Annotated in this window: 14 protein-coding genes and 1 pseudogene; 1 reads left to right on the top strand and 14 read right to left on the bottom strand. The window is 65.7% G+C overall.

The window, feature by feature from the left end; translation table 11 throughout:
• Positions 1-13 precede the first annotated feature (13 nt).
• The gene (locus NF20_RS06235; RefSeq protein WP_014711832.1) at positions 14-4,570 is read left to right on the top strand and encodes a non-ribosomal peptide synthetase; all 4,557 of its coding nucleotides are present in this window, start codon (positions 14-16) and stop codon (positions 4,568-4,570) included.
• Between the two features lie 206 nt (positions 4,571-4,776).
• Here NF20_RS06235 and NF20_RS06240 read toward each other — a convergent pair whose 3' ends face one another.
• The 14 genes and pseudogenes from NF20_RS06240 to NF20_RS06305 form a co-directional block, all read right to left on the bottom strand.
• Entirely contained in the window at positions 4,777-6,153 is a 1,377-nt protein-coding gene (locus NF20_RS06240) for a SagB family peptide dehydrogenase (RefSeq protein ID WP_020822733.1), read from the bottom strand.
• A gap of 93 nt (positions 6,154-6,246) precedes the next feature.
• Entirely contained in the window at positions 6,247-7,650 is a 1,404-nt protein-coding gene (locus NF20_RS06245; RefSeq protein WP_014711830.1) for an NADH-quinone oxidoreductase subunit N, read from the bottom strand.
• A gap of 18 nt (positions 7,651-7,668) precedes the next feature.
• Positions 7,669-9,159 carry a complex I subunit 4 family protein gene (locus tag NF20_RS06250; protein ID WP_014711829.1) on the bottom strand — a complete coding sequence of 497 codons (1,491 nt, stop codon included), beginning with the start codon at positions 9,157-9,159 and terminating at the stop codon, positions 7,669-7,671.
• Between the two features lie 2 nt (positions 9,160-9,161).
• On the bottom strand, positions 9,162-10,979 hold the full coding sequence (locus NF20_RS06255; RefSeq protein WP_014711828.1) for a proton-conducting transporter membrane subunit: 1,818 nt from the start codon (positions 10,977-10,979) through the stop codon (positions 9,162-9,164).
• 32 nt (positions 10,980-11,011) lie between these two features.
• Complete coding sequence (locus NF20_RS06260) at positions 11,012-11,314, bottom strand: NADH-quinone oxidoreductase subunit NuoK (RefSeq protein WP_014711827.1); 303 nt, start codon at positions 11,312-11,314, stop codon at positions 11,012-11,014.
• Positions 11,311-11,874 (bottom strand): NADH-quinone oxidoreductase subunit J, encoded by a 564-nt coding sequence (locus NF20_RS06265; RefSeq protein ID WP_033712896.1) that lies wholly within the window; start codon positions 11,872-11,874, stop codon positions 11,311-11,313. The genes NF20_RS06260 and NF20_RS06265 overlap by 4 nt, the downstream gene beginning before the upstream one ends.
• 3 nt (positions 11,875-11,877) lie before the next feature.
• Positions 11,878-12,816, bottom strand: coding sequence for an NADH-quinone oxidoreductase subunit H (locus NF20_RS06270; RefSeq protein ID WP_014711825.1), 939 nt, complete (start codon positions 12,814-12,816; stop codon positions 11,878-11,880).
• A complete protein-coding gene (locus NF20_RS06275; protein WP_050593740.1) occupies positions 12,809-13,882 on the bottom strand; it encodes a hypothetical protein in 1,074 nt (357 codons plus the stop codon). Before NF20_RS06275 ends, NF20_RS06270 begins: the two co-directional genes overlap by 8 nt.
• A 161-nt stretch (positions 13,883-14,043) precedes the next feature.
• Positions 14,044-14,388 carry an NADH-quinone oxidoreductase subunit A gene (locus tag NF20_RS06280; RefSeq protein ID WP_014711822.1) on the bottom strand — a complete coding sequence of 115 codons (345 nt, stop codon included), beginning with the start codon at positions 14,386-14,388 and terminating at the stop codon, positions 14,044-14,046.
• 290 nt (positions 14,389-14,678) lie between these two features.
• Positions 14,679-14,962, bottom strand: a pseudogene (locus tag NF20_RS26020) (WXG100 family type VII secretion target).
• A gap of 11 nt (positions 14,963-14,973) precedes the next feature.
• Entirely contained in the window at positions 14,974-15,270 is a 297-nt protein-coding gene (locus NF20_RS06290; protein ID WP_014711820.1) for a WXG100 family type VII secretion target, read from the bottom strand.
• A 90-nt stretch (positions 15,271-15,360) separates the two neighbouring features.
• Positions 15,361-16,551, bottom strand: a complete 1,191-nt coding sequence (locus NF20_RS06295) for a PPE family protein (protein WP_014711819.1) — start codon at positions 16,549-16,551, stop codon at positions 15,361-15,363.
• 15 nt (positions 16,552-16,566) lie between these two features.
• Positions 16,567-16,866, bottom strand: coding sequence for a PE family protein (locus NF20_RS06300; RefSeq protein ID WP_014711818.1), 300 nt, complete (start codon positions 16,864-16,866; stop codon positions 16,567-16,569).
• 248 nt (positions 16,867-17,114) lie between these two features.
• The gene (locus tag NF20_RS06305; protein ID WP_014711817.1) at positions 17,115-17,543 is read right to left on the bottom strand and encodes a hypothetical protein; all 429 of its coding nucleotides are present in this window, start codon (positions 17,541-17,543) and stop codon (positions 17,115-17,117) included.
• Positions 17,544-18,065: the final 522 nt, after the last annotated feature.

Here is an 18,065-nt window from a genome sequence, read left to right on the forward strand (position 1 = left end):
CCGTGAGGTATTTGTGACCACAGCTCCGCCGCAGATCGAGGACGTGCTCGCTCTCAGCCCTTTGCAGGAAGGGCTGTTTGCGTTATACCGATTGGCGCAGGACAGTATCGACCTTTACAGCATGCAGTTCGTCGTCGATGTCGACGGACCAGTCGATCTCGAGCTGCTCCGCCGCAGCGCTCAAGCCATGCTGGTCCGACACCCGAATCTGCGCGCCGCCTTCTGGGATCGTGATGTACCGAAGCCCGTGCAGATCGTGCCCACGCAGGCCGAGCTGCCCTGGTCCGAACGGTTCGCACCGCCAACGGAATTCGATGCCATCGCACGATCGGAGCGGCGCCGCCCGTTCGATCTGAGTCGTGGACCGGCATTGCGGGTTGTGCTGCTTGGCACTCCCGGCGAGACCAGGCGCCGGATGATTTTCACCGCCCACCATATTCTGGTCGATGGCTGGTCCCTCGCCGTGTTCTTCACCGAGATGCTCACCGTGTATCGGGCGGGAGGATCGACCGACGGGCTACCGACCGCGCGCCCGTACCGTGACTACATCGTCTGGCTCGCCCAGCAGGACAGGGCGGCCGCGGCCGCCCAGTGGATGACGTATCTGCAGGGTGTGTCCGGCCCGCTCATGGTGGCAGACGGGACCGTCGCCGCGGGCGAGGGCGTGCCGGAAAAGACCGAATTGCTGTTGCCTGCGGCCGATACGGTGCGGCTGCGACAGTGGGCGGGTCGCAACGGTCTTACCCTCAACACCGCGGTGCTATTCGCGTGGGCGGTTGTGCTCAGCAGGCTCACCGACCGTCGCGATGTCGTTTTCGGCACCATCGTGTCCGGCCGGCCGGAAAACCTGCCCGGCGTGGAAACCATGGTCGGACTGTTCATCAACGCCGTGCCGGTGGTGCACCAGGTGAGCACCGCCGACTCGGTGGTGGAGCAATGCGCCCGGTTGCAGCGCGAGTCATCGGCGATGCGCGACATCGGTTATCTCAGCCTGTCGGAAATCCAGCGTGAGCATGGCCGGGGAACCCTCTTTGATTCGCTATTCGTCTTCGAGAACGCACCGATCGAGGACGCTATCCGGACGGTGATCACACCAGACGGAGCCCGGTTCAGTCCGGCAGAGATGGAGAGTCTCACGCACTACCCGTTGACTGTGGTCTCGCACATGCGAGACGACGCGCTGTTGGTACTGGTCGAGGCGATTCCCGAGGCACTTTCGCATCTTCGGCCCTCCCAGATCGGCGAGCGCTTGCTCGCCGTGCTGCGTCAACTCCCCGATATTGGCGACGACACGCCCGATGCACTGGATATTCTCACCACGGCGGAGCGCGCCGAGTTCGAAGGACTTGCGACGCGGCCGCTGCCCACTTCGGAGAGCACTTCGGTGTGGGAGACGTTCGAGCGGCAGGTCCACGACACACCGCATGCCGTCGCCCTGACTACCGGCGGTGGTGAGTGCTATACCTATGCCGAACTACACGCGCACGCTTGCCGGCTCGCGGGGGAGTTGGCGGAGCAGGGCATAGGACCGGAAAAAGTCGTTGCGCTGGTGCTGCCGCGCTCGACCCGATCCATCGTCGCCATCCTGGCGGTGCTCGCCGCCGGTGGCGCCTATCTGCCGGTCGATATCACGTTGCCGAACGCGCGTATCGAATCTATTTTGCGGCAAGCAAATCCGGTACTTGCCATCGCCGAAGCCGGCTACACGGAGTTGGTAAGCGGCCGGGTCGCCACAGTGGTTATCGACGATCGCGCTGCCGCCGAGCGCATCTCGCAACGCGCAGCCGCCACGCCGGCGGTTCGCCGTCACCTCGAGCACAGCGCGTATGTCATCTTCACCTCGGGCTCGACCGGTGAACCCAAGGGCGTCATCGGCACCAATGCGGCTTTACTCAGCTATTTCGCTGACCACCGCGACCGTGTCTACCGGGCGGCTTCGGCGCGCCTGGGCCGCCCGCTGCGGATCGCCCACGCCTGGTCCCTGAGCTTTGACGCCTCGTGGCAGCCCATGGTCGGCCTGCTCGACGGGCATGCAATCCACCTGTTCGACGCCGAGGAGATGCGCGACGCAGATCGGCTCGTGAAAGGGATGGCCGCCAACCAGATCGACATGATCGACACCACCCCGTCGATGTTTCTCCAACTGCGTGCCGCGGGACTTTTGGACCACTCTCTTTCGGTGCTGGCCCTCGGCGGTGAAGCAATCGATACCGCGCTGTGGGAGCAATTGCGCGCTCCGTCGCCAACTTCTAAAACGGCCGTCTACAACTGCTATGGCCCCACCGAAACGACGGTCGAAGCGGTGGTGGCACCGGTCACGGAATATCAAAAGCCGACGATCGGCACCGCAAACGCTGGAACCGTCGGTTACGTCCTAGATTCGGCGTTGCGGATGGTGCCGGACGGTGTGGTGGGCGAGCTCTATCTGTCCGGGGCGCAGCTGGCCCGTGGCTATGTCGGCAGGTCTGCGATGACCGCGGCTCGCTTCGTGGCGGACCCGCTGCGTCCCGGTCAACGCATGTACCGCACCGGTGACCTGGTACGTCGCCTGCCGCACGGCGGATACTCCTATGTGGGACGCTGCGACTGCCAGGTCAAGATACGTGGCTACCGCGTGGAGATCGGCGAGATCGAGGCGGCCCTGCGTGGCCAGCCACAGATACACGATGCCGCGGTTACCGTTCTGCGTCGCGACAGTGGCACAAGCCTCGTGGGTTTTGTTGTGTGGCAGGAGGATATGGCTGCCGACCTGGTGCGGTTGCGTGCCGCGCTCGCTGAACGGCTGCCGCCTTACATGGTTCCCGCCCGAATCGTGGCGATGCCTCAGCTGCCGGTGAACGCGAACGGCAAGCTGGATGGTGGTGCATTGGACCGGCTTGCCGAGGATGCGCTCTTGCGTGTCACTGAAGGCGGGGCGGCATCGGCGTCCACCGACACCGAACGATCACTGTGCAAAATATTCGAAGAACAATTTAACGGCGTAGTGCCGCACATCGACGATGACTTCTTCTCACTTGGGTTAGACAGCATTGTGGCGATCTCGGTGGTCCATAAGGCACGGCGGCGCGGTCTCACATTGAGTCCACGGATGGTGTTCAGCGCTCCGACAATTCGCCAACTCGCTGCTGCTGTCGATGCGGCGCCGGAATCCGATGCGGCCGTCGAAAACATCGAATACGGTGAGATCCCGCCGCTGCCGATGGTGTCCTGGCTCTACGAGTACGGAAACTACCGCCGATTCACCCATACCGTGTTACTGCGATTGCCGTCTGAAATCGACTGTCTATCAATCGAGACGATGCTGCAACTGTTACTCGACGGGCACGACACTCTGCGATCGATTCTGATCGAGACCGCTGAGGGGCCACGCCTGGTTACCCGCGAACCCGGCGTGGTCCGTGCCGCTGACGTGCTCACGCGTGTTGAGCTACCGAAATCGTCCGCCGCGGAATTCAATGCGGTCTTGACACATTCGGCGCGTAAGGTCACCGACGAGATCGATCCCCACTCAGGTGCCATGGTGCGCGCCGTTTGGTTGTCCAGCGCCGGGCAAGGCGAGATGCTGCTGATCACCGCGCATCACCTGGCGGTCGACGTGGTTTCCTGGCACATCATGCTCGGGGATCTCGCGGAGGCGTGGCGCTCGGTGACATCGGGTGCAACGCCGAAAACGATGCCCGAGTTCACTTCTTACCGCCGCTGGTCGGAGCTGATGTGGCAGCGGGCCGCTACGGCCGAAGTGCAAAGCCAGCGCGGTTACTGGACAGCGCAGGTTCACGGGCCCGATCCTGCGCTGGGTAGGCGGCACCCTGATCCGACGCGTGACACGTGGTCGACTCTGCGGGTCACACGGGCACTCACACCGATCGACGTCACTGAGCGCGTGCTCACAGCGCTCACCAGAGATGAGGGCATGGACGAATTCTTGCTGGCCGCGCTCACGATGGCCGTCGCGAGTTGGCGGCGTACTCGTGAACAAAACTTTGCGGCAGGCACGCTCGTCACGATGGAGAGCCATGGGCGCGCGGACGCTATTTTGGGGACCGACACCACCAACACGGTCGGTTGGTTTACGACTGCCTACCCGGTACGGCTCGGAGTGGGTGCATCAGGTGTCGACGCCGAGCAGGCAGAATGTGATCCGGCAGCGGCCCGAGCGCTATTAGATTCCGTGGCTGACCATTTGAGGATGGTCCCGAATGAAGGTCTGGACTATGGACTGCTTCGTTATGTGGACCACGTTCCAGAACTGCAGGATTCTGTCGAACCTCAGATCATGTTCAGCTACTTGGGCCGCCTCGACCTCGCCGGTGGAACGGATCAGCCCTGGTCCTTAATTGCCGGCGACCAAGTCGACGCATTGCCCGTCGACCCTGAGCCAGATCTGCCACTGCGTTTTGCGCTGTACCTCGCCGTGGCGATACGGGGAACACCGGAGGGTCCGCAACTGACGGCTAACTGGCTCTGGAGCGATGCCCTGTTCGGGCACTCCGATATCGAACGACTGACGCAATTCTGGCAGCGCGGCATAGCCGCGCTCGCAGCCGGATTGACTAAAAGCCCCGCATAGAAAGCTGGCGCCCGAACTACCCACCGTCCCGGTCAGCGACCGCACCGCACCGCACCGCATCGCACCGACGGTTGGCGTGCACGCCAATTTCTTTGGGCTCGGCGACGATTCAATGCCGGCTGCCCCGACTCGCGCGCTCTGGCCGTCATTGCACCCCACTGCCTCGACGTCGCAGCATTGACCAACGAGCAGATTCTCGCCGAGGGCTAGTTCGGGGCGGGCGACCCGACGATGATACTGCCGACGCTGCACTCCTGTAGTTCATCGACACCGGTGGCCGCGACGAAAGCGGCGGTATCACCGAAGCCTTGCGCGCACGCGCCGAGGCCCATCGCGGTCGCGGCCAGGTAGATCGTCTGCATGAGGACGCCGACATCTTTGAGGATGGCGGCATAGGCGATCTGCTCGTAGGTCCACATGATGCGACCGCAACGTGCAGCCATGACGACGAGCACTTGCGGCTCGGCACCTCCGGTGAGAGTTGCTGCGGCCGGTTTCAACAGCTGGGACACGGCCTTCGAATCTGGTCCAGCGACAGGGCGTAGCACATGGTCGAACGAGTCGTAGTGGTACATTCCCGGCGCGAGTCCGGCGACATTGCGCACCACAGGGTAGAGCTCCAGCTCATACAGACTGCCACCAGAAGGGTACGGGCGTGACACGAGTTCCTCGCCGTCGGCGACGAGTTCGGTTCTCCGCGTTCGCGCTGTGCGGTAGAGCAGTTCGGCCAACTGCCCAACAGTAATCGGGCGGGCGTCATCGAATGTCCTTGTGGAAACTCGGTCTTCGAGGACGGCCGTCAAAGTCGGGTCCTGCATTCGTATGGCCGCCAGATCGGGAACCTGAAGGGCAATAGGCTCACCCGGATAATTTGTCCTGCGCGCGGGCGGCTGCGGGAATCGACCCTTCGCCCACTTGGTCGGGCCGAAACGCTCCCAGGTGACGGTGCGTTGACCCAGCGTGCTGCGGCGGTGAAACCACAGATCCGGTGCGCTCCAGCTGAGAGCATCGAACCTGCCGTCTTCGTCGCCGAGGTGGGTGAGGATGCCACACCAGTGCAGATCCTCGATGAACCGCGAGGTGACGGCGCTCGGCATGCCTGAGGCGTCTGCTGCGGGCCCGTCGAGTAGGACAAGCAGGCGTGAGTCGTGGATGCGCACATCACACCATGCCAGCGGATGCTCAAGGACGAAGCCCTCTGAGTCTCGGTGCAGTACAGCAAATTTCGATAGCGCGAAGGAACGCGGCGACATCGGCGCCGGCCGTGTCGCGGGCCGCCCGAACGGCAGGATGGAGTAAAAATCGTTCTTTTCGTCGCGGACCGTGACCGTCAGCCAACCGCTCGTGGCGAGCTGATCAATCAGCGTGCCGACACCGCTTTCGTTCGTCGGCGTGAGTATCTCCGACAGCGTTGCCGGCCCGAGATTCAGCGTTTTGAGTGCCTGTAGCTGGCCAGGGGTCAATTGGGTCAGCTTCTCGCTGCGCGGAGGATTCAGCAGCACCGCTCCAGCGGGCGTGACCAAGCAGGTGACACCGGAACGGAACGCGAATCTCGTTTGGCCGGGGTATGTGACGTCGGGCAATCCGCTAACCCTTCCGCTTCCCTATTTGATCCACCATGTCGACTCCCTCAGCGTAAGCGAGGCACAGTTCATGCGGGCCAGCAGTTCCGCGGGCTACATCAGCGATCTGGGGAGCATTTCCCAGACGGCACCGGCTGCGATTCCGAGCCCCAGACTAAGGCCCGCCGCCACTATCGCGGTCCGTGCGGACCATTTCTCCGCCGTGACGACGCTGTCTCTCATGCCTTCGGCGGGCCGCTGGAATGACGGGATGATCCAGCGCAGATAGTAGAAGAGACTAACCACGGAGTTGACGAAGACAACCACGGCGAGCCATGCCTGGCTACCGTCCCACGCCGCCGTCGCCGTGGTGAGCTTGCCGATGAAGACCGCCGTCGGCGGAGTTCCGACCAGGCCGAGCAGCGCGACCACCAGCGCACCGGCCAGCCAGGGCCGAACGTAAGCCAGACCCCGGTAGGAGTCGAGGTGGCGCCGGGCCGGCAGCGCTGTGCTCACAGCGAATGCCGCGCTGTTGGTGAGCGTGTAGCCGGCGAGATAGAAGAGCAACGACGGGAGCGCGAGGTCGCTGCGGCCCGCCACGGCGATCGGAACGAGCAGGTAGCCGACCTGGCTGATCGTCGACCAGCCCAGTAGTCGTCGGGGGTCGTGCTGCCAGTAGGCGGCGAGGTTGCCCAGCGTCATGCTGGCGACGGCGATCACCGCGACCAGTAACGGCCAGGCCGTCTTTCCGGGCAGCACGTCGACCAGGCGGTAGAGCGCGAGCAGCGCCCCGACCTTCGGCACGGTGGTCAAGAACATGGCGGCGGTGCCGTTCGCGCCTTCTGCCGCATCCGGAATCCAGAAGTGCGCGGGCACGCCGCCGGCTTCGAACATCAGGCCCGCGACGACACCGAGCAGTCCTGCGGCGATGGCACCACCTGGTGCGCTGCCAAGACCGGCCGCCAGGTCGCCGTAGCGGGTGGTGCCGGAAGCCCCGTAGAGCACGGTCACGCCGAGCATCAGGACGATCCCGAATAATGCGCCGATCAGGTAGGCCTTCATCGTCGCCTCGGCGCCCTTCGCGGAGCGCACCAGCCCGATCAGCCCATAGAGCGGAATGCCGGCCAGCAGATATCCGGTTATCAGCACGAGCAGATCGTCGGCTCCGGCCAGGACCATAACTCCGGCGGTGCAAAACAGCAGCAGTGCGTACGTTTCGCTTTCGCGGACCGAGCCGGCGATTTCACCGGCGGCCACCGCGAGCACCAACAGCGTCCCGACCATGACCACGATCCGCGCCACGCCCGTGGCGGTGTCGGCGGCGAAGGTGCCGTCAAAAGCGGTCCGATCCGGACCGGCCATCCCGACCACCGCGACGGCGATGGCACCGCACAGCGCGGCGGCGGCGACTCCCCGGGCCCACCACTGCCGGCGCCGGGCCAGGAACGATCCGCTGATCAGCACCACGAGCCCGCCGCCGAACACCAGCATCTCGGGCAGCATCAGCAGCGGCCGCATCCCCGTCTCCACGTCCGGCTACCGCCCGACCAGCCCGACGAGCGCGTGAGCGGCCGGTTCGATCAGATCGAGCAACGGCCGCGGAAACACGCCTATGGCGACGGATAAGGCGAGAAGCATTCCGACAGAACACGTTTCGGAATAACGGAGGTCGGCAAATCCCACCGAGTGTCCGCGCGTCTCGCCCGTGAAGATGCGCTGCAGCGCGAGCAGAAACAGCGCCGCGGTGACCAGAATGCCGGGCAGCGCGACGGCGGTGATCGGTGCGGCGGCGATACTGCCGGTGAAGATCTGGAATTCGGCGATGAAGCCGGAGAAGCCCGGCAAGCCCAGGGAGGCGAATGCGCCGACGGCAAAGAGCCAAGCCAGTTTCGGGGCCGGCCCGGCGAGCCCTCCGAAGGTGTTCATGTCGTATGTCCCAGCGCGCTCGTAAAACACGCCGGCGATCAAAAACAGCGCACCGGTGATCAAACCGTGGCTGACCATCTGGGTGACGGCGCCCGTGACCGCAACCCCGCGAGCCTGGGCGGTGTCACCCGCGATCAGCCCGGCCGCACCGACCGCGAGCACGATGTAGCCCATATGGTTGACCGACGTGTAGGCGACCATCCGCTTGAAGTCGTTTTGGGCCAACGCCACCAGCGCGCCGTAGAGCACCGACACCACGCCGACGACGATGATCACCCACGCCCACGCGCGCCAGGCCTGCGGCAGCATCGGCATTGCTATCCGCACGAACCCGTAGGCGCCCATCTTCAGCAGCACCCCGGCGAGCACCGCCGAGCCGACCGCGGGGGCATCGGTGTGCGCCGGCGGCAGCCAGGTATGGAACGGGACGGTGGGAGTCTTGACTGCCAGTCCCAGCAGGATCGCCGCGAGAACCAAGCCGCCGGCGACGGGGCTGCCGCCCAGAGGTGTGCTGGCGGCCAGGGTCACCATGTCGAACGTGTGCGGCTGGGCCGCGATATACAGGCCGATGAAACCGACGAGCAGCGCCAGCGAACCCAGGAAGGTGTAGAGGAAAAACTTCAGCGCCGACCGGCCGGCGTCGCCATGGCCCCAGCCCGCGATCACGAAATACATTGCCACGATGGATAAATCGAAGAAAACAAAGAACAGAATCAGGTCGGCGGACACGAACAGACCCAGGCTCACCGTCTGCAGGAACAAAAACAGCGCGGCCAGCGGTTTAGGCCGGTCGCGGCCGCGCAGGCTGTAGAGGGCACAGGCCAGAAAGATCACCGCCGTCATGACGACCAGCGGCAGCGATAGCCCGTCGACCCCTAGGTGGTAGCTGCTGTTGACCCCGGGTATCCATCGGGCCTTCTCCTCGAACGCCAATGCACCCGGCCGGGGCGTCCGATAGAGCGCCCACACCACCGCAGTCAGCGCCACATCGGCGGCTGTGACCGCAACCCAAATCCAGTTTGCCGCAGCACCGCCAAGCCGCGGCAGCGCCAGCAACACCAGGGCCGCCGCTAGCGGCAGGAAAACGATCACACTGAGCACGCTCACCTCGCTACGACCAGGACCACGACACCGAATGCCAGCACCACCACAGCCGCGAGGTAGTACTGGTGCAGCTGGCCGGTTTGCGGTCGGCGCGCCAATTCACCGAGCCGGCGCATCCAACCCGCGACCGCTTCCACCGCACCGTCGACCGCGCGAATGTCCGTGTGCGCCAAACGGTGCGCTGCCCGTAGCGAGTGGATGGCGGTTGCCTCCACGGCCCGGTCGAGCACCCGGTCGTCGAATCGCGCCAGGATGCGTGCGAGGCCGAATGTGGGCCGGACGACGAGGAGATGAGCGACCTGCTCCAGGCCGAGCCAGCCGCCTGCCCACCGGGGCTCGGGTACCCACCAGCGCGCCACCGCCGCGACGACGATGACCGCTAGCGCTGCCGAGCCTAGCAGCTCGAGCGCCGTCGCGGGTGGGCTCGCGGTGCCGCGCAGCGCCCGGGTAAGAGCCGAGCCGGCCGGCGGCAACGCCAACACTACCGCCGCTGCGGCGCCGACCGCGAGGACGACGATAGGGGCCTGCTGGAAGGCGTTGGGGCCGAGAGCGTCTCGCGTGACGCCGGGGCTGCTGTCGGCAGCTTTGGTGCGCCACAGCACGGTTAGGACCTTTCCGGCATAGGCCGCCGAGAGAGCCGACGCGGCCAATCCCACGGCGTAGAGGGCGGGGGAGTAGTGCAGGGCTGCGGTCAGCACCGTGTCTTTGGTCGCCCATAGCGACAGCGGCGCAACGCCGGCCAGAGCCAGGGCGCCGACGGTGGCCGACCAGCCCAGGAGCCGCCACCGTCGCGCGACCCCCCAAAGGTCGTCGAGCTGCTTGGTGCCCAGTACCGACAACCAGGCGCCGGCCGCAAGGAACAATCCGGCCTTGGTGAAGGCGTGGGCGATCAGCTGCGCGGCGCCGCCGCCGACGGCGCCCACACCCGCGGCCATCACCACGAATCCGAGCTGCGCTGCGGTCGAGGCCGCCAGCAGCTGTTTGAGATCACGCTGCGCCACCGCGACCGCGCCCAACAGCAGCGCAGTTCCCCCACCTATCCATGCCGCGGCCGGCGCGGCCCACCCGGTGGCCGCGAGCAGCGGCTGCGTCCGCAGCAGCAGATATGCGCCCATGGCGACCATCGCGGCCGAGTGCAGTAGCGCGCTGACCGCGCTGGGACCCTCCATGGCCCGGGACAGCCAGAACGAGAACGGCAGCTGCGCGGCCTTGCCGAGCGCCGCGAGCAGCACCCCGAACGCGATGACGTGCCGCCAGCCGCCGCTCGCGTCGGGCAGGTCGGCCAGCGCAAGCCCCGCGCCACCGGCCAGCGCAGCCGCCGCGGCCAGGTAGAGGCCGAGGTCGGCGGTGCGGGTGGTCAGGAAGGCGGTGAGCCCGGCCGACATTCGGTACTCGTCGCGCCACCTGAACCCGATCAGCGCGTACGACGCCGCCCCCATCACCTCCCACGCCAACAGCAGCGTCGGCAACGTCGTTGCCGACGCGGTTACGGCGACAGCCGAGGCGAATAACAGCATCAACCCGTGGAACCGGCCCGGCGCTTCCCGAATGTCCCCGGCGGCGAATACCAACACCAGCAGCGTCACCGCCGCCACCATCGGAACTACCACCGCGGCCAGCGCATCTATCCGTAACGCGAATTCCGTGCCGGCCATGAACGCCACGGCCAGTTCCGGGCGGGCAAAGCCCACGACGATCGACGACACCAGCATGACTGCCGCCGCGGTCACCGAGATCGCCGCGGCGTACCGCTCGAACCGGCGGCCCAGCAGTAACGTCGCGCCGGCCACGGCCGGCGCGAGGATCAGCAACCACAACCAAAGCTGCGCTGGTGTGCCCCCTGCCACGGTCAGCCGGACAGCTCGGCGGCCATATCGGTCATGTCGGCCCGGTGGTCGCGGTGTAGCAGCGTCGCGACGGCGAAGCCCATCGCCATCTCCACGGTCATCGCCGCGATGATCACCAGCAGCAAAACCTGGCCGGTGGGCGCCGGCGCGAGGAACCACCAAAAGCCCGCGGCGGCAAGGATGATCGCGTTGATCATCAACTCGAGACCCATCATCACCATCACCACGACCTGTTGGGAGAGCGCACCGTAGAGTCCGATGCTGAACAACGCGGCCGCTACCAGCAGCACCGTGTCGAGGGTCATCTCCCGACACCTCCCGGCTGCGGGTCGCGGGCGGGACGTTGTTTCAAGTCATCGCCGAACCGGTCGTAACGGCTCCGCTTGGCCGCCAACACAATCGCGGCCACAATGGTGGCCACCATGATTGGGCTGATAACGGCCATCGCGAGCATCTTCGGTCCCATCAACTCCTCCCCGAGCGCCACGGTGACATCGCGTGGTGGTGCACCGCGCCGCGATGGCCAGTCGACCAGCAGGATCCCGGTCGCCAGCAGAACGAAGGTGCCCACGGCCGCGGTGAGGGCCCGGCGCTTGTCGTGCACCATGCTCATCGGCAGCAGCGCCGGGTTCATGCCCATGAACATGACCATATAGACGGCCATCACCGCCATCTCCATCACCATCATCAAGATCGTCACCACGCCGATGTAGTTCTGCGCCAGCAGCAGCACCGCGACACCCACGGCGACGAACGACACCGCCAGCGCATACGTGGCGCGCGCCATCGAGGTCACCCGGAAGACGGCCGCACCGGCGAGCACGGCGATCGCCGCGCAGATCCAGAAGACCACGTCGACGATCATGTATCAGCTCCTCCAAGTAGCGATTATGGCCACGACCAGGTCTTGCAACAGGACGGCCGGCAGCAGGACCACCCAGCCGAACTCCATGAACTTCTCCGGCCGAAAGACGGGAACCCGTCTACGCAGCCATACCAAAACCGTCAGCAGTACAACGGTTTTGAGCAACACCCACAACCAAGCCGGTAGCAACGGTCCGTCGCCGCCGCCGAGGAACATCGGCACGGCGAACGCGGCACCGGCGACCAGCAGCGCGTATCGCCCGGCGTGGAACACTAGCCGGTCCACACCGGAGAGTTCCGTGGTCACGCCGCCGGCGACGTCGGCGCCAAGCGCCGGCGTGAACGGGCCCCATACCGAAAAGGCCGCTACCCCAAGACAATAGACGACAAACGCGATTGGCATCCATACCGCGAACCACAATTGCTGCTGAGCCGCGGCGACCGCGCCGACACGCAGGCTTTGGGCTGCAATGGCCGGAGCGACCAGCGCGAACATGAGCGGGAGCTCATAGCCCAGGCCGTGGGCCAGGAATCGGTAGCCGCCGATCAGCGAATGCGCCGAATTCGGACCCCAACCGGCGAGCCACACCAGCGCCCACACCATCACGTCCATCGCGTTGAACCACACGACGCCGACATCGAGATCGAACAGCGTCCATCGGCCCAGCGGCACCACGGTCACCATCAACATGGCGGCGACGATCAGACCCGTGGCGCCGACCCGCCACAGCATCGCGTCCGCCGCGACGATGGTGCGCCGACGCTGCCGCATCAGCCGCGCCGCCTCCCACAGCGGTGTGGCCGCTCCGCCCGTGCGGACACCGTTGCCGCGGTCGGTCAGCACACCATCGAGGGAGGCGGCATAGAGGCCGAGTGCTCCGAGCAACCCGGCGGCGCCGAGCGCCCAGACGCCTGGCACCGACGTAACCGTCGGGTCACCCATGAGGGATGCTCTCGTTTGCGCGCGCGGTGTCGATGCCGAGACTGGCGACTACCAGGCGGGCAGTGGCCATGTCCAGGCCGCGCACCAGGGCCGGTAGCACATCGCTTATCTTTGTCGAGTCAAGTTCAAATAGACTGGAATTTAAGGGTTCTCGCAACAGAGTGCGCGCTAGACCGACTCGGGTGAGTAGCCGGTCGTAGGTATCGCCGGCAAGTGCCGCGGGCAGCTCATGACGGTCGAGACTTTCAGATGTCAGCGGCGCGAGGTCGCGTAACGACCAGCGCAGCAACCTGGACTTGCCGAGCATCTTGTGCAGGCCGTCGAGCAGCTCCCGCGCTCGGTCAACGTCAGAGTCGCCCAGCAACAGGTCCCTCGCCTGCCGCGCTATGGCCGCCGCCCGCGGCCACCCCGACAACTCCAGCAGATCGACGACGTGGTCGCACTGTCGGGCAGCCACCACCAATTCGGTGCGTTCCGGCGGGGCCTTATATCGGCTTTCATGGTCGTTATCGACGATCCATGCCTCGGCCTCGGCGAGGACGTCTCCCTGCAATGAGCACCGCAATACCAACCCCGCCGGCCAGTGCGGGAGGACCGGGCCGAGACGCAAGTGCAGGACATCCATCTCGAGGCCATCGCGGTCCTCTCCGCCTTCGGCCAGAGCAATGCCGGCGGGTGCCATCTCCATGCCGCCGTGGTCCATGCCGTGGTGGCCACTATGGTCCATCGCGCCGTGGTCCATGTTGTGGTGGTCCATGTCGCCGTGCTCCATCGCGCTGTGGTCCATGCCGTGGTGGCCATTGTGGTCCATTGCGCCGTGGTTCATGCCGCGGTGATCCGTGCCGCCATGGGCTGTTCCGCCGTGGTGGCCACTGTGGTCCGGGCGGGGCGATTGTGCGCGATCACGGGCGTCGTCTCGTTGTCGCCCGCAATCGAGCAGCTCCGCGCCTGCGCGGTCCAGCGCAGAATCGATCGACTCCTTGTCAGTAATGTCGATGCGGACACGGGGGCCGGGCAGTTGGTCCCAGATCCTTTCGACGACTTCGCCCAACTCGGACCCGGGCATGCCGCATACCGCTAGTGCATCGGCGTCCGCCGGGGACACCGCTGCACACCAGCCCCGAGCAGCGACACAGCGCTCCACCGCTGCGCGCAGAACCCAATCGCCTGGGACCTCGACGGTCAGGACGTGGACCCGGCGGACAGCAGCTCGGGTTAAGGCGGCGGTCATACCCATCGCAGTGCGCCCTCCCGCCACGCCCACGCGACCGCGACGAACAACGCGGCCAAAAATAGGAACATCTCGACGATCGCGGTGGTGCCCATCTGTGCGACGACCATGGCCCATGGGTACATGAACAGCATCTCGACGTCGAAAGCGAGAAAGACCAGTGTCGCTGGATACCAGCGCACGTGATACCGGGACAGCGCGTGCTCCTCGGGCCGCCACCCCGACTGGAAGGGAAGCGACGTCAACGCGGCCGCCCACACCGCCGTGAGCCGGTGCATCCCATACGCGCCGGCGACGCCCGCTAGGGATACCAGCAGCGTCGAGGCCACACCGGCATACATCGCTGCACTCCTTTCACCCGTGCAGGCCACAGGGTCTTGTCCACGTCCCCACATGCGCAGTGCACCCGGATTATGGCCTACCACGCCTCCACGACGCCCCGAAACCGATCGCCGCCCTGCTGGGTCCGGGCCGCCGCGCCGCCGCCGGCGACCTGAAGCAGTCTGGGAGTTGACTCGCAATGGTTGTGCAGCGCCAATCATCTTGCAGGCTAGTTGATTTCGGCTGGCCCAGCGTCGTGCAGGCTCTTTGCTCTTTCGATCGAGGTGCGGCTGGCGCCTCTGGGTGGATGTTAGGCCCAGCTGGACCCAACGGCGCTGTCGGTGGAGGCCATGTTGGCCCCGGCAGTTTGGACTTTTGCCCATGGGCGTTGGCTTGCTCGTAGATGACCTGGAAGTTGCGGCCCAACTGGGTGATGAACTCTTGGCAGGCCACCGAACCCGCACCGCCCCAAAAGTCCCCGGCGGCAAGCACATCACGGATGATGGCCTGATGCTCGGCCTCCAGGAAAGCGGCCTGGGCGCGGATCAGCGCGCCATGGGCGTCGACGTCGCCGAATTGGTAGTTGATGCTCATCGTCGGTTCTCCTAACTGCCTAGCATCTGCTGTGAGGCTTGCTCTTGCTGTTCGTAGTTGTTGGCGTCGCGGATCAGGCCGTCGCGCACCCCGTGCAGCATGGTGACGATGTTGCGGAACGCAGTGTTCGTTTGGCCCATGGTGTCGTAGGACGCGGCCTGAGCGGTCCCGCTCCATCCGGCACCGGCAATGTTCAGCGAGGACCCCCACATCTTGCGGGCTTCATCTTCGACGGTTTGGGCGTGCACGTCGAAACGGCCTGCCATGGATCGCATCTCGTTCGGATCGGTCATCAAGCGTGCAGTCATTGGAGTGTCTCCTTACCTGGAAATCATCAGTTTTGCTCGACGTGGCCGGCGTCATGGCCGCCTGCCAAAACGAATTGGTGCTCTCCTTTGTTATCCGACGGTCGCCGAGGGCGGTACCACTGTCAGGCGGGGCATGAACCGGAGGTCGGTTTCGCCGACGTTGCCTATGCCGCGCCCGGCCATCGTTGCCATCGGCGCGCCGAGCATGCTTGCGGGAGCCCCCGTTGTGGCTCCTGGGGCAGTGGCCAGGCTGGTGCTGGGCAGCGCCGTCGCGGCAGGACTCATTGCCGGGGCCGCCGAAGCCCAGGCTTGGGGCACCGACAACGCCCCGACCGTGGCCGCCCGGCCCACGCCCGCCGACACGGCTGCCCCGCCGAGTCCTGCTGAGCCGGGTGCTCCCAGCGCGCTGGACGCGAGCGCGCCCGTCAATCCCGGTCCCGAAGCTGCGGTGCTGGCGGCGGTGACGGCCGGCATCAAATTCTTCATCTGATTCGCGTTCGAGAGCAGCGAACTCGATATCCACCCAACCGAACTTGTCATCGACAACGCCGGATTCATGGAACTGAGCGACGAACTCAACGACGACAGCGACCCCGTGGACGACTCGGATGTGGACGACAGCGGCGACGCGAGCTGCTGCAGAGCCGTCGGCACCGTGGAGGTCACCTGTGACAGGACCGCCTGCGCGTCGGTGCTGGCCGAGCTTCCGACAGCTTGGCCGACCGCGGTTCCCTGTCCGGCCAGGCCGGCCGGGTTGCTGGCGGGCTGCGGCGGGATGAACTGGGTCAGGAGCGACGCACTCGCCGAGGCGGCCGCGTAGCCATACATCGCGGCGACGTCCTGGGCCCACATCGCCGCGTACTGTGCCTCGGTGGCCGCGATCGCGGGCGTGTTTTGCCCGAGGATGTTGGTCGCGATCAGCGACATCAACAGGCTGCGGTTGGCCGCGATGACTGGTGGCGGCACCGTCATCGCAAAGGCCGCCTCATAGGCGGCCGCGGCCGCCATGGCCTGCGAAGCCGTCAGCTGTGCCGTGGCGGCAGTGGTGTCCATCCACGCCACGAAGGGGGCGCTCGCGGCGGTCATCGCCGCCGACGCCGGACCCAGCCACGGTCCGCTCGTCAGCCCTGAAACCACCGAGGAATACGAAGCGGCCTCCGAATATAGCTGCTCGGCGAGTCCTTCCCAGGCCGACGCTGCGGCCAGCATCGAGCCCGGCCCCGGACCGGCATAGATCCTTGCCGAGTTGATTTCGGGTGGCAAAGCAGCGAAATCCATCATTTCACCTCGGAATGCTTAGCCGGCCGCGACCGCGTTGGCGGCCTCGGTGACCGCATACGAATCAGCGCTGACACCAAGGGTTTTCGCGACCAATTCGTAGATCGCCGCAGCTTGGGCGCTGACGGCCTGATACATCTGAGCGTGCGCGGCAAACTGCAGCGCCGTCAACGCCGACACCTCATCGGCGGCGGCGGGAACCACCCCGGTCGTCGGTGCGGCCGCGGGCGTGTTTTCGGCGCTCATCGCCGAGCCGATGCCCAGCCGGTTACCGGTCGCCGCCGTCAACATTTGCGGGGCGACGGTGAGTGAGAACATGGACTTCTCCTTGGAGACTTGGGATTACGGACATGGGCTGACCCCGTCCGCTGCGGTGTGTTAAGGCGCTGGTGCGGTCGCCGCGGGACGGAAACCGCGTCGCCCAACTCGGCTAGACAGAGTCAGGCAGGATTGACGTGTTCATTGGCCCGGCATTCATCCGAGCGGAAGGGGCGGCAGAGATTGGTGACGGTGGGCGAGCGTTCACCGGCCGTCGTGGCGCAACACGATGGCCTGCCGCCGGCTGATCATCGGCGAGCTATGCAGAACCGCGTCAAGAGGTCTCGACCGGTGAAGGCAATGGCAGCTGCGCGGGGCGGGGCTCGCCCAACCGGCACGACGAGTTTGACCCGCGAACCTGCGACGGCGACCACCGCGACCGCGAGACCGAGTTCCACCAGCGCGGTAACCGGCCCCGGCACCGGCATAGCCCCGAACACCTTGGAGCATTTGGCGGCCAGGCCGCGGTAAAGCGAAGCATGGTCGGCCTGCATGCCGGGCCCGCCAGTGCCAAACCCGCCATCCGCCGATGTCACGAAGGCGTGCGGTGGGTCAAACGCGAGAGGCGCGAAATGCACCAACCCACACCCCAGGGCGCCGAGGACCAGCCACACTGCAGCCGCGATCGCGACGACAGCGCGCAACCGCACCGAACTGCCTGCGCCGCGGGGACTCATAGTGTCTCAACTGTACCTGTCTATAGGGGGGTATGCCATACGTAGGGCGGCCGATACCACATTGTGCCCGGGTCAGGAGTGTGCCTGCTCGCGGCCCTAATGCCGCAGGTAAAGTCGATATCAGCAGTCGGGCCGCAGGGGCTGACGCGCACAATTGCACCCCCATACCGAATACCCCTACCCACCGGAGGTATAGCGGGCGGCCGAGCTGGCATTCCTCTACCCAGGCGGTAATCGGTACGCCGGCCCGCTCGCACGACAACACCAGCTCGCGGCTTCGATCTATCGGCCCGGACACATGAGGACTCACCCGGCAGGCGATGCGCGCGGCCGAGCCGTTGGCAGCTGTTCGCGTCAAATCCCTTAATCGCATGGGGATTTCGCGCCGATCGGGTGCTTAACGGTGGATCCTGCGGAGTCACATGGGTAATCACAAGGTGACGTCATCGACGCGACCGAACGTGAGCAATCTTGCGCCTGGTTGCGTGCCGATGCCATTCTGCGGCGACTCTTTGGGGTCAG

This window comes from Mycobacterium sp. MAC_080597_8934, from assembly GCF_000523975.1.
GTDB lineage: Bacteria > Actinomycetota > Actinomycetes > Mycobacteriales > Mycobacteriaceae > Mycobacterium > Mycobacterium avium.